Raw genomic sequence first — 13,651 nt, 5'->3', positions numbered from 1 at the left:
ATACTTGGTAACCAGTATACTATAAAGCAATTACCGTGCATAAAGGTGGAGCGCTGTAGAAGTTTTTTGATGAATGCGTAAAAACAAACGGCATCCTATGCAAGAACCCTTGCACAAGATGCCGCAACAGCTTCTCTTATTTGATTCCTTCCATATATGCCCGGAATTTTTCTACAATTTCTTTTGCGTCGGTACGATACAAGTAATGATCTGCTTCCAATGTGATCACTTTACCATAAACAGAAGCTTTTGCTTGCTCTTCATGCTCAGGCACCCATCTATCCGTTACAGGATGATTCGCTTGGATAAAGAAAACAACGGGAAGCTTATGTGGGAATGTTAAACGTTCAGCCGCTTTAAAATTAGAAGGCATCCACTTAATTTCATTTAGTTGGCTTGGATTTAACATGTTTTTGAGACCAAGCATTCTCATTTGTTCTTTAGTTTCATCATCATAGGGCAGCTCAGCATACGGGTCATCGCCTAGTTTCGCATATAATCTGGTGAACCCGGATTTTTTGATTAGGCTTAATATCCCTAATGTTGAAGATGAAACCTCTTGTTCGCTAAGCGTTGGAACGCTGCTGTCGAGTCCAACAAACGCACTCACTTCGTTCTCATATTTGTTCACATAATCTAATCCGTACAGGCCGGAAATGGAATGAGCCATTAGAATGTAACGGTCAATTTGAAGGCTCTGCACAGCTTCGTGAATTTCACTCACGATATTTTCCGTCGTTCTTTCTTTGTCGGTTGTATCACTCAGTCCATAACCAAAAGGTTCAATCACCACAACTTTGTAGAACGGTGCTAGTTCATCTATTAACGGCTTAAAATCAAGGGCTGGCGCCGCTGTTCCAAAGCCAGGCAAGAGCACAATTGTTTCTTCCCCTGTTCCTTGAATCACAGTATTGATCCTTTTACCGTCTACAGGCACTAGTTGACCATAGGATTGTATTTTCCCCTGCTCCGATTTAGTAGCGACCTTATCCACAATAAAAACAGTTGTTATAAATATAACTCCTAGTATGGCCAATACTGCTATTGCTTTCAGCAAGAGCATAAGAACTCTTCTCGTCATTGGGGTTGACTTCTTATCTGTAGCCGGATCCTTCTTCCCCTTTATGTCCTCACTTCGTTTCATATGTATCGACTCCTGACCTTGTCTGTTTTAATAGCTTCAAACCTTCCAGGAAATCTTACATGACGGATATGTACTCTCTATGACGTCAATATGAACGGAATATGAACAGACCATATTCTTAGCTTTCAATGCATAGCAAAAACCCGCCAAACACACGGAAATCTTGTGTTTAGCGGGTTCTTTAATTATAACGAAATTAGACGAGCAATCTTTTCATCTCAATCAGTTCATTAACTAGCTGTTCTTCAAGTTCAGCATTTTTTTTAATTGCATTCGACATTTTTCTTATAGATCTGTTATGTCTAACAAGTTCAAGATCCAGATAATCTCGTATAATCATTTTTTGAACAATCTCCCACCCATTCGATAATTGCTCACAGCAGCTTATCAATTGAGGCATTTTTGCGCTTATTGGATTATCATCGATGATTTGGGATAGAAACTCTATCGCCTTACGGAAATATAACCTGCTAAACAACAAGGTATCGATTCCCTGGAAAAAATCACTTGCCCAAAAATCATGAAACCCTTCAAATTCATGCCTTAAATTCTCCTGAGACTCTATAGCATTCGCCAAATCATATAACGCTAAATAATTATTATTGGATATCACATTATTAATCACTCGCAAAAAAACGTCCTTGGTGTCTTTGATCTCAGGCTCCACACGTTTGAAAGTAAAACAAACTCCATTATTCCCTTCAAAAAAGTTCTTAAATGGAAGCGATTTCATTTCTTTTCCAAAGGTAGGATCTACACACATCAGATGATCTTTATCAATACCGCTCACTAAACAAAAATGCGCACTATCGATCGTTTGATACGCATGAGGATTTCCCCAAAGATTCCAATATGAGCTTAAATAAATGATGACAGGCATGTCTTGCCGCAATTCATTCAATATGATGTCATATACTTCTTCTGAAGATTGCAATGTAGATTTGCTCAACAAGACTCCATGAAAGCCCCTCAATAAATCCAGTGAAGTATATTTGTTATTAACGATACATTTTCCAATCAAGTCGTTGCGATCATGCTGTACAAAGTTAAAACCCATGGATTCTGAAAATGTCAACTGATAAGGCAGCCCCAAATATATCATCGTGGAAATGATGAGGTCTTGGAAACAATCCGTGCTGATTCCTCTTACTGGCTGAATCGGTAGATACATTAATTATCCCCCGCATCGGAATTTAGTAATTACATCTTAAATAAATACCTAATTTAGCTATCTATGATGCTTAACTATTTCGCACGAATGATTAACATATTATACTAAATTATCTAAAAATAATTTCTTTTACTTATTTGACAAAATAAATGAAATACCTTCTTATTTTTATCAAAAATAACAATTGAATCTATAAAGAGTTAAACTTTCATATTAATACAAATCCACCCCAAAAAGATCTATTTCAGGGAAGCGGATAATTAACAAGCAATTGCTTTTTGAAAGAGATAGTTGATTAAGTCTTCATTTAAAACAGCAATTAAACACGTTATTTCCTATGACCACGGATCAATCAACAGATTTCAATACGCAACGCAAAAAACCGCCAAACACTTGAAAATTCCTGTGTTTGGCGGTTTCTTTAGTTTATGGAGCCTAGGGGGATCGAACCCCTGACCTCATCGCTGCCAGTGGAGCGACTGGAGTTTGTACCTTAAGAAAACTGGGAGGAAAGCCCTTTAGAGCTAGACCTTTTGAGGTTTCACCTATCTACATTCAAGTGGAACGTTGCTCTCACAATTGATTCACATAAATAGACGCTCAAGATCTCCCCGAACAATCTCCGAAACCTGATTTCCGATCTTCTTTCCATAATTATCATCAGCATCCGTGTACAGATTACCAAACATGTCATTCTGATTAGTGATCAACCACTTCTTCAATTGATTTGATCCTCTACCCGCTTCGAATCCTCTTTCGCTTTGACACTGTCAATCTCCGGCGTTATAGCTTTCTCTTGAATTAGGATACGACCCATAGCGAAGCCCCCCAACAATAACAGCAATCTTTACTAGCTTTTCGAACCTAGTGTTATATCCCAAAATAAGAAACAGCAGACTAGGATGGAATCTCAGTCTGCTGTTTCTATTAAAATGACTTCAATGATTAAGGACTTGACGTCAATGTTATCAATTCCATACTACCCTTAGTGCATATTCCACCTATCAGCTATGCTGTATATCTCTTCGCTTGCGTAAGAAACATCTCAGCGTATTGTCCATTCTTATGTAATAAGTCGTCATGACTTCCTTCTTCAATGATCTTGCCATCCTTCAGTACAATAATGCGATCAGCATGACGACAACTACTTAAGCGATGCGAAATCATGATCGTCGTCTTACCTTCGTACTGACTAGCAAAGTGATCGTAAATCTCTGCCTCTGCTTTAGGATCAAGCGCCGAGGTTGGTTCATCAAGAATGACCAGCTGGGCATCCTTCATATACGCTCGACTTAACGCAATTTTCTGCCACTGCCCGCCTGACAGCTCGTATCCACCATCGAACATCGGACCTAACTCTGTGTCCAGCCCTTCAGGCAAACGGCTTAACAGCTCTCCTGCACCCGATTGATTCGCTGCCTCCTTAATGCCGGCATCATCGGTCAAGCGATCCAATCGCCCCATAGCAATATTCTCCCTAGCCGTATACGAACAGGTAGCTTCTGGTCCATCTGTCGATCGCGTACGAGATAGCGTTTTATTCGAGGTACAAGTAGTTCCTATGGTTTTATATAATTTCTATTCCCTCTCATACAAAAATCCCCGCCAAGCAATGGGCAGCTTCGAAATCGGCTTCGGAAAGCTGTCCATTACATCTGGCGGGGATTATTTAACATTATTAAACTGTTAACTTTTTAATTGTTTTACACAGCTTTTTCTTTTTACTCAAGATTCAGAACCTGATACAACATCTTAGCAAGTTCCGCCCGTGTTACATGGCCTTTCGGATCGAAACGATTGCCGACTTTACCGCTCATAATACCAAGCGTCTTCACTTCATTTACAGCATCAACTGCCCATGAGGATGTAAGACCGATGTCTGCGAAGGAAGAATTCGAAGCCTCATTCTTCTTCGTTTTTCCCATGTAAGCTGCCATCTTAGCGATCATAACTGCAGCTTCTTCACGGGTAACGGTATCCATTGGACGGAAATTGCCGCCGCTGCCTTGAACAATTCCCAAGGCTGCAGCCTTAGCTACATAATCGGTATAATAAGCATTCTCCGGTACATCGCCAAATACAGGGCGGGAATTATTATCCGTCTCCGGCATGTCTAGAGAGCGAATGACAAGTGTTGCAAAATCTGCGCGCGATACGCTCCGCTGCGGACCATAACGATGATCGTCTATACCGCGGATAATATGCTTCGCTGCAAGCTTCATAATGAACGGCTCAGCCCAGCTTCCTGTTACATCATCAAAATTTTTATAAAATTCTAAAATAGCATATTGCGATAATTGATCAGCAGTAAAGGTTACAGTGTTGCCCGCAAATTTGCCGCCAATATAACTGGCTTCTCCTTTAATCAAAGAATATACGCCAGCAAAATCGATATTTAATTGGCGAAGCTGTTCATCTGTCAATGTGATAGCAATTGTCACTGGTTCTTTTAGCTGCTGAATCAAAGTCTCCTTACCATCCTTAATCATGCGAAGAGATAGCCCGTATGCAACTCCTGTTGAATTGAGTTTATCTCCCTCTTTGACCCAAGGATTCTGTAAATTCTCAAAAACTTTACTCAATAAAGCCTCAAGCTCCAACACGATAGTATTAGCATCGGCCGTATGATCTGGCAATGATGAAGCCGGAACCTTCACCGATATAGACGGCGTCACGATTTCAAGCAGCAGCTTGCGGGCCTTTGCTTCATGCCATGCGGCAGCATCCAGCTCAAGTCTCATATTGGAGCCACTTGTCACTTTATCCTCTATATGGATACCAATCTTCCCATTATTCGATTGCTTCATCGCCTTCTCCATAGCTGTGCGGTCCACTATATACTCGCCGTTTGCTATGCCAGGCTCGAATTTGATTGTACCATTTTCTACAATTGGCAATGCCCCCGGCTCAGGATTAGGATTAGGATTAGGATTAGGATTAGTTGTTGATCCTTCAGAGCCGCTTGATCCCCCAGAGCCATTTGATCCGCCCGTGCCTCCAGTACCGCCAGATCCGTCTGATTCACCCGTTTGAAAGCCCCAAATATCTGACATTACCATGCCGCTGTTAGCATCTTCTGCTTTTACATACCACTGATAGTTCGTATTGTCGCTCAGATTTTTCCAATTAACCGAAGGTTCTGTACCGCTTGGCACATTGTTGATGTTGCCAATAAGCCGATCGGTGTATATCTTTACACCGATATAGTCAGTGGCAACACGCTTCGTTCTTGGCTGCAAATCCAGATCAAGCGAGAATTCATCCTTTCCAGGGAATTCAATTGGATCATAGTAATTGTATTCATTCAAATAAGGTGAATAAGTTTTCATATGAAGCTTATTATTTTCGATATCGAATTGCATAAGCCGAATAAAACCAAGTCCGCCTTCTGCCGCTCCTTGATAATCGGCAAGTATTTGATAAACCTTCCGATCCGTTGTACCGTCGCCGTCATCATCCAGCTCATCAACTTTTAGCTGTGAATCATGATAATGACCTGACAATGTTGCAAATACATTTTTATTCGGTACTACGACCTTCTCATAGATTTTATCTGCAATCGGTGCACGGTTATTCGATACTAGCAAATATTCATGCAAGGCTAGAATAGCTTTACGTTCCGGGTATTGGGAGACGACTTCATTCATCCATTCGATTTCCTCATCAGCAAGCCCCCAGCCCATATAGACGATAATGAAATCATTCCCGCCTGCCGACACTAGATCATAGTGTCCGCGGTTATTTTTATAGGAGCCGCCAAACGTTGGCATATTCTTGAAACGCCAGTCGCCAAAGTATTCATAATACTTCGTATAATCATTATTCTGATGACCGACATCATGGTTGCCTGCTAATACGCCGTAAGGAATATTGGCATTCTCCAGCACTTTCATTCTTTTATCTGCTGCTTCCCATTGATACTCTTGATATTCCTTATCCACAATATCACCGGTATGAATAACATATTGTAGATTGATTCGCTCTTTATTATCTGCAAACCATTGTACAATTGACTCATAAATATGAGGATAGCTTTCGGAATAGTATTGTGTATCGGACATCCATCCGATGGTAAAATCATATCGGTCTTCTGTAACAGGCGATGGTGATGAGTAGGCAGCAATCTCGTCTTGAACTAAGATTTGAATCGTATGGTCTTTTGCATAATCACCAGCTTGTACAACCGCCTTTAGCTCAAAATCTTCCGTTCCTGCAATTTGGTTGCTCAGCAGCTCCCATGTTTCGCTTGAGTAGCTCCATGCATACAAGCTTACTTTACGCCCTTCAAGGGAATTACCTTTCCATTCTATAACCGCTTGATCGGTTGATTTCACCGAAGGATCGAGCTTGATTTCATAACGCTGATACGGGAATTGCTCCACAGCATCATTAACCAAATACTGCCCGTCTGCAGCGCCAATTTTTGCATAGTCATCATCAGTGAGCGCCTGCTCTCCGTTTGGAATCATCACTTTAGGCGGCTCCGTATCTGATGCATGCTTAAAGCCTTCGAAGCCATTTCTATGCTTGCCGTCATATTTGTAGCCTTTGTAGAAAGAGACGTCAAGTGCATCTCCTTCCGGATCCTCCACCTTCGCAGTCAAGCTTGTATTGCTACCGATACCGCTTTTCCCGTCTACCGGCCCTACAAGCACTGGAGCATATGGATTCTCATTCGGTACATCGAAATGAACTGTCTTATCAGCCGTATTGCCTGCCTTATCCGTTGCTTTAATAAATAACGTATGGGAACCGCCATCTAATTTACCGGATGAGGTTGCATACGGCAGCGAAATATTCTGCCCATCCAGCTTCACTTCTACTTGATCCACGCCCGACAGTACATCGGAAATTTCCGCGCTAATCTCAAAATGACCGCGGTATTGCTTTCCCTCCTCCACACTTGGTTGAATCAAAGGAGCTGTGTTGTCGACCGAAACATTAGCCGTTACTTCATTGGATTCATGTTTCACTTTAATCTCATGACTGCCATCTGCCACTGCTGTTGTATCCCATTCATACGCTTTAGACTTCAGCATCTCAGGCTCCAGCGTGAATTGGAAACCAATCCACTCATGCTTGCCTGCACTGTCACCCATCTTAATTTCTTTATCGCGCTCTGCATACAACGGATCTCTAATTTCAGTTCCATCTGCCAGCAAAAGCCGAATATTTTTAATTTCGAAATCATCTTTATTTTCCTCTGGTCGGGGATCAAACGGCGATGACTTAGACCCTGCACGGATATAAATCACATTGTCGTCGCCAAGCTGAAGACGCTCAGAAGGGATTGGAAAAGATAAAGTCGTATAATTCGGAATAGGATCCATAAACGTATACAGAATGGATGCATCGCCAAGCTCTGGTGGTCCCATCGTAATCCCGTTTTTAAAGTAATAGTCTACATTTTTAGCTTCAAATACAAAGTAAGCATCATTCTCAAGTGCATGAGACGTGTTCTTGTCAGCTATCTCTTTGCCGTCAATGCTTAAAGTTAATTGCTCTTGGCCGGCATTTTGTGCGGTGCCCTTCAAAACGGTAGTGCCGCTTATAATATCGCCGTCTTTCACATTAAGTCTCAGAGGCGATTGGTCTGGCCCGCCAACAATCTCCACTTTTTGAATATTTGTATTTACTGTATTCGTTCCATCGGACACACTGAAATAATATTCCACATATGCTCTGCCTATTAGATCAGCGGAAGGAAGCTCATAATGATACAGTTTGTCGTTATAATCTTGCATTAAATGATGACTGACATAATCAGTTTGCTTGTCAGAACGTACGAATACTTCTACCGAAGTAATTTGGTTGTCATCCTCAGCTTGAACCTTAAGATCAAGCTTTTGGGACTGATCGATCTGGGTTACGCCTGTAAGGTCAGTGACCACTGGTTCAATCGTATCGGGAATAACATGCTTAGGGACAGCAGGAACCTGGGAAGAATCAATTTTGCCCGGCGAAGCCATTTCAATGCCAGAGCTTGCTTTGATCATTGGTGTACTGCCGTTGACCGGATACTTATATTGAATTCCTCGATCCTCTTTCGTTTCGTCGCTTTTAACTCCACCATCATACAATTGGTCCGCATCATAATAGGCAGCTGAAATTTCCTTGCCGATATTCGACTTAATAACAACTGCACGCCGGCCGGAGTTAGCCATCCCGTCACTATTAATCATGAATAAATCTTTATTTTCTTCTAGTGAAGTGTTAAAAAATGAATTAAAATCCTGAACGGTATAATTACTGTTCGCGCTATTAATAATCCAGAAAACAACAGACTGTTGAGCTGGTATTATAAAGTTCTCCTGCGTAGATGGCCATTTCACATCAGCCGCAGAACCTTTATCGGGATATCGATAATAAATCTTATAATTGTTAAAGTCTAACGGCTGATCGGTATTATTGTATACTTCAATATATTCGAAAGCATCTGAAGAAGTGTTTGGTACATTCGTTGAATTAGGCAATAGCTCAGTCACAAGCAGCTCAGGCGCCTTTTCAGGATCAAATTCAGACAATTTAACCTGAACCGAATAGCTAACTGTTGTATCCTTAACCCGAAGCTTATATTCAAGCTCAGGCTCGACCAAGGCTACTGCAGGTATAATCGCACTGAATTGCCCTGCACCTTTGGACATCATTGATACGATCGTATATCTCGCTTGAGAAGGAGTTTTATACAGCAGCTCCATTGCCGGCAGTTTCCCCTCCTCGAAGTCGGAGAAGTTTTTGACAGCTGCGGCTATCTCGTAATCGGCTGCTTCAATTAACGAACCTGGGGTATGTACAATTTCAGGCTGTACTTCCGAAACGATCGGAGGCGTAATTTGTTCTGTCGTTACTATGCCTGGTGTCGCGGCCAAAGTACCTGAATCAGGTACAACAACGTTCATATTTTGACTTGCGCCTTCTGGATGGCTGAAGAAAATGCCTTTGTTCAATTTGACATGGCTTGCCTCATAGGAAGCTGATACCACTACAGTATTGTTTGCCTTCTCTCTAATTTGCAGATTACGCGAAGCTGTGTTCGCCATTCCTCCGCCGCCTTCAATACGGAATAAATTCACGCCTTCCTGAAGATCAACGTCCGAGGAGAAATTAGTCAAAAAGCCGTCTACTGTTTCCGCTGTATTTTTCCCATTCATGATCCAGAAGACAACAGCTTCATTAGCCGGAATGACAACTGGAACATCTTTATTTGTCAATGACCAGGGATCAACATTATTGTAGAAAAAATAATATTGCTCATCAAAATTGACCGGTTGATTCGTATTGTTGTAAACTTCAACAAACTCGTATGCATCTGCCCCATTGACATTATTCGTATCCGGCACCATCTCCGTAATAAGCAGTGCACCTGTTTTAGTTGATTCTTGGACAGTATTGCTTTCAGCATCTGTTCCATAAGTTGCATCTGTTACATCTGTTGCAACTCCTGTTTCACCTATTGCAACTCCTGTTCCATCTGCTTCAATTAATACTTGATCAGTGTTGCTTACATCATTTGTTGCAATGCCTGTTGCACCTGCTGCAGGGACTGTCACACTCAGCAGCAAGCTGCTCAAAATTAACATAGATGTCCATCTCTTCAATTTCCTCTTCAAAATCACTACTTAATACCCCTCTCTTTAGATGAATCAAAATTCCGAGGAATTATCTGCATACTAGCTAAGGGTAACAAGTGATTATTTGCCAGAGATCAACTTAATGTTAAGCTTTTGTAAACTGGACTTGCTTCGTTATGGATTCATTTGTCAAGTGTTCCAGTACCCTCACTGCAATGGCAGCTGCTTCAGCTCGGGTAACAATCCCGTCAGGCTTGAACAACCGGCTCCCATGTACTTCCTTCTGTCCTTAAAGAAACAGCAAAACAATATAGAAATTTGTTGTTCGGGGATACTGTGACCAAACCTATGACCACGGATCAATCATCAGGTTTATTTCTACTTGCGAAAAGCCGCCAAACACTCGGATTCCGTGTGTTTGGCGGTTCTTATGTGTGGAGCCTAGGGGGATATCGAAATCTTGATCAACTTTGCTTACGATGCTTTATCGACGTTTCAGATCCTTGAGATAGATTTCGATGCCGTGCTCGTTGCTATACCCCACAAAGTGAAGCAAAGCTTCGAAGCTTATTCCTATTACTTTGCGGGGCCCCCTTGTATCGCTGCCTCCGCGTGGGACGCCCCCCTTTCAGGGGTTCGCCCCCCCAACACGCATAAAAACGCCACTACGAAAATCGTAGTGGCGTTTTTTCTATGGAGCCAAGGGGGATCGAACCCCTGACCTCCTGCGTGCAAGGCAGGCGCTCTCCCAGCTGAGCTATAGCCCCGTAAGCGACTTCTATATCATATAAAATTAAAGCAGGCATGTCAACATTTTTTTGCAATATTCGAAGACGTGCTGCAACTCTTTTACTTCTCTATATAATGTCACTTATCCTGATGAGGCTTGCTTAATCGAGCACCCGAAGAGCACCTTGATCGAGGGACCGGTGCTCTTAGAGTTCCTGACTGTCCGTATCCATATCTTTGGACAACAGACTCTTCAGTTCCTTCATAAACATATTGATATCCTTGAATTGCCGATACACGGACGCAAAGCGGACGTAAGCGACCTCATCGACCGGATACAACCGTTCCATGAGCAGCTCCCCGATCTGGCGGCTCTCCACTTCAGCTGCTGCGGTATTACGCAGTGCCTTCTCCACATCCGATACAATCATATCCAGTTGGTCTACAGAGACCGGACGCTTCTCGCAAGCACGTATCAATCCACGGAGCACCTTCTCGCGGCTGAACTCTTCACGGCTTCCATCTTTTTTGACCACGATAAGTGGCGTTTCCTCCACCATCTCAAAGGTCGTAAATCTCTTGCTGCACTGCTCGCATTCTCTGCGGCGGCGAATGGATTTATTCTCGTTAGCAGGCCTGGAATCCAGCACTTTGGTTCCAGCATAACTACAATATGGACACTTCATACGATACTCACTTCCTTTGTTTCAAGCGTATTTAGCCGTTAATTGAACGGCAAGAATAATTTACCAGTCAAACTTTATTTCTTGTTGTTATGAAAATGCGAAACGCGAGACATAATACTTTTACCAACCCAAGGAGGTGAACTACACATGGCACAAAGCAATAACAACTCCAACAACCTGGTTGTTCCTCGCGCTAACGCTGCTCTTGAGCAATTGAAGTATGAGGTGGCTCAAGAACTTGGTATCTCCATTCCACAAGACGGATACCAAGGTAACATGACTTCCTACGAGAACGGTTCGATCGGGGGATACATCACAAAGCGTCTTGTAACCCTGGCCGAGCAACAATTGGCTGGTCAATACTCCGGTCAATAATTGATTCTTCCTTAAAAAAAGGAGTGTTGGGGCTCGAGGTAAGAGCCTTCCAGCGCTCTTTTTTCACATTAAAAACCATCCTTGTAGACATCCGTATACTGATTATAATAATAAATCACGCGCTGGACATAATGACGAGTTTCCCCGATAGGGATACTCTTCACATTCTCATAGGTACCATCCCACATGCCTTTATTGATCCAATTCTTAACGTTCCCGGGCCCTGCGTTATAAGCGGCTATGGCAGCAATCGGATTGCCGTCCATCTCCTTATGCAGGTTCTGTATGTACCATGTGCCGAGCTGGATATTCGCATCCACTTCATTCTTCACATTCAACAGATTCACCGAGGGCAGCTTGGCCATATCCATCGCCCAATTGGCTGTGTCCGGCATCAGCTGCATAATGCCAAGCGCGCCTTTCTTGGACTCCTTACCCGGTTTAAAGTTCGTTTCCACCCGAATGATGGAAGCCACCAGGAATGGATCAACCTTATAATGTGCAGCATGCTTTCTGATTTCATCTTTATAATAAATCGGATAGAGCAGCGTCATCCAGTTGGAGCTTAAGTACAGCAGCGCTACAAAAGAAATAAACAACAGGAGCAGCACTCTTTTTTTACGGAGCCACTTCATTGCAGGACCAACCTATGCCACAGCTTGTCCACCTGCTGCTGCGTTTCAGCCAGGGTGCCGCTGTTATCGATAAGGATATCCGCCAAAGCCTTCTTCTGTTCGATATCCATCTGACTATTTAAGCGTGCCTCCGCCGCTTCTCGGGCAAGATCATCCCGCTCAATCAAACGCTTCAGTTGAAGTTCCCGCGGAACATACACGACAACGATCTCATCCAGATAGGGATACTGTTCCCTTGCCTCAAGCAGCAGCGGAATATCCACCACCACTAGCCGGTCGGGATGCTGAAGCTCGAACGCCTCCGTCCGTTCCCGGATTTCCTCGCGGATCGCCGGATGCGTAATTCCGTTCAGCACTTCGCGCTGCTGCGGGTTATTGAAGATCAATTCCCCGAGCTTCTTACGATCCAACGTGCCGTCCTCCAGCAGGATCGATTGTCCAAAATGCTCTGTCACTTTGCCCAGCACCGGATGACCCGGGAGCATCACTTCCCGGGCGATAACATCCGCATCGACGAGAAGCGCTCCCTTCATGGCCAACATAGAGGACACGGTGCTTTTGCCTGTTGCAATTCCTCCGGTTAAACCGATATTCATGACACTTCACCTCATAACAGCTTCATTATACCCATGATGATTAACATTAAAGCAGGCAGATATGAAATCAATCGCATACCGCCTTTAGCAGCAAAACGCAAACCGATCCGTATCCCGAGCATCAGGAATATTCCGCTGAACAAGGCAACAACAGCTGCGGTACCCAGTGGCGAGAAGCCCAGCATCGCTGCGCCAAGTCCCGCTCCGAACGCGTCCAGCGACAGCGCGATCCCGAGCCACATCGCCTCCCATGGCGAGATACTGCCGGAATCATCCAGATCCGCCTTCGCCGGACTGCGGAGAATTTGAATGACAACCCCGACCTTCGGTATCTCTAACGAGAATACCGCCCGCTGAAGCTGCTCTTGACTTGCCATGCTTACCTCACAAGGCGGATCTCCTGCTCTTACACCCGTTTGCGTTTCTTCTTCAGGTTCACTTCTTCTTCGTATCTGCTGATATAAAGACCATAAGCCCAGCAGAATTAAAATGGCAGCACCGATAACGGCCGCCGTAGACGGCGAGAAGAACCGCTGTAGCAGCGCGCCTGCCTGCATGGAGACGCCGAGCACAAGACCCGAGCATAGCGAGATGATTAATACAGAAAGCAGCGGTATCCTTGTTTTGCGCAGACCGTATGTAACCCCCGCCCCGAATCCATCCAGGCTTAAAGCCATGGCCAGCAGTACAACCGAGAAAACATGACTGAGCACCCTATTCCCTCCTCGACAAGCTCCACATCAA

At 43.6% G+C, this 13,651-nt stretch carries 10 protein-coding genes and 1 tRNA gene; 1 reads left to right on the top strand and 10 read right to left on the bottom strand.

The genetic code is table 11. From position 1 onward, the window contains the following. Positions 1 to 136 precede the first annotated feature (136 nt). The 7 genes from ABEQ74_RS17560 to nrdR all read right to left on the bottom strand — a co-directional run bounded on the left by ABEQ74_RS17560 (position 137) and on the right by nrdR (position 11,301). Positions 137 to 1,144: an alpha/beta fold hydrolase gene (locus ABEQ74_RS17560; RefSeq protein ID WP_430123399.1), complete on the bottom strand. Its 1,008-nt coding sequence runs from the start codon at positions 1,142 to 1,144 to the stop codon at positions 137 to 139. 196 nt (positions 1,145 to 1,340) lie between these two features. Beyond that, positions 1,341 to 2,315 (bottom strand): hypothetical protein, encoded by a 975-nt coding sequence (locus ABEQ74_RS17555; RefSeq protein WP_430123398.1) that lies wholly within the window; start codon positions 2,313 to 2,315, stop codon positions 1,341 to 1,343. 584 nt (positions 2,316 to 2,899) lie between these two features. Next, on the bottom strand, positions 2,900 to 3,037 hold the full coding sequence (locus ABEQ74_RS17550; RefSeq protein ID WP_430123397.1) for a hypothetical protein: 138 nt from the start codon (positions 3,035 to 3,037) through the stop codon (positions 2,900 to 2,902). Between the two features lie 286 nt (positions 3,038 to 3,323). Beyond that, positions 3,324 to 3,878: an ATP-binding cassette domain-containing protein gene (locus ABEQ74_RS17545; protein WP_430123608.1), complete on the bottom strand. Its 555-nt coding sequence runs from the start codon at positions 3,876 to 3,878 to the stop codon at positions 3,324 to 3,326. Between the two features lie 158 nt (positions 3,879 to 4,036). Then, positions 4,037 to 9,895 (bottom strand): S-layer homology domain-containing protein, encoded by a 5,859-nt coding sequence (locus ABEQ74_RS17540; protein ID WP_430123396.1) that lies wholly within the window; start codon positions 9,893 to 9,895, stop codon positions 4,037 to 4,039. 685 nt (positions 9,896 to 10,580) lie between these two features. After that, positions 10,581 to 10,653 (bottom strand) — tRNA-Ala (locus tag ABEQ74_RS17535). A gap of 168 nt (positions 10,654 to 10,821) precedes the next feature. Continuing rightward, positions 10,822 to 11,301: a transcriptional regulator NrdR gene (gene nrdR / locus ABEQ74_RS17530; protein WP_053492023.1), complete on the bottom strand. Its 480-nt coding sequence runs from the start codon at positions 11,299 to 11,301 to the stop codon at positions 10,822 to 10,824. A 147-nt stretch (positions 11,302 to 11,448) separates the two neighbouring features. Between nrdR and ABEQ74_RS17525 the strand changes: the two genes are divergently transcribed. After that, the gene (locus tag ABEQ74_RS17525; RefSeq protein WP_006212016.1) at positions 11,449 to 11,676 is read left to right on the top strand and encodes an alpha/beta-type small acid-soluble spore protein; all 228 of its coding nucleotides are present in this window, start codon (positions 11,449 to 11,451) and stop codon (positions 11,674 to 11,676) included. A gap of 68 nt (positions 11,677 to 11,744) precedes the next feature. Here the strand turns inward: ABEQ74_RS17525 and ABEQ74_RS17520 are convergent, their stop codons facing one another. From ABEQ74_RS17520 to ABEQ74_RS17510, 3 genes are read right to left on the bottom strand one after another with little or no spacing between them, the layout of a single operon-like run. Further along, a complete protein-coding gene (locus ABEQ74_RS17520; protein ID WP_430123395.1) occupies positions 11,745 to 12,311 on the bottom strand; it encodes a lytic transglycosylase domain-containing protein in 567 nt (188 codons plus the stop codon). Then, complete coding sequence (coaE, locus tag ABEQ74_RS17515) at positions 12,308 to 12,907, bottom strand: dephospho-CoA kinase (protein ID WP_430123394.1); 600 nt, start codon at positions 12,905 to 12,907, stop codon at positions 12,308 to 12,310. Before coaE ends, ABEQ74_RS17520 begins: the two co-directional genes overlap by 4 nt. Before the next feature lie 11 nt (positions 12,908 to 12,918). Continuing rightward, the gene (locus ABEQ74_RS17510) at positions 12,919 to 13,620 is read right to left on the bottom strand and encodes an MntP/YtaF family protein (RefSeq protein WP_430123393.1); all 702 of its coding nucleotides are present in this window, start codon (positions 13,618 to 13,620) and stop codon (positions 12,919 to 12,921) included. Positions 13,621 to 13,651 lie beyond the last annotated feature (31 nt).

The organism is Paenibacillus solani, from assembly GCF_050475945.1.
Lineage (GTDB): Bacteria > Bacillota > Bacilli > Paenibacillales > Paenibacillaceae > Paenibacillus_AQ > Paenibacillus_AQ solani_A.
The sequence above is the reverse complement of the archived record's forward strand: the minus strand, read 5'-3'. Positions and strand labels throughout refer to the sequence as shown.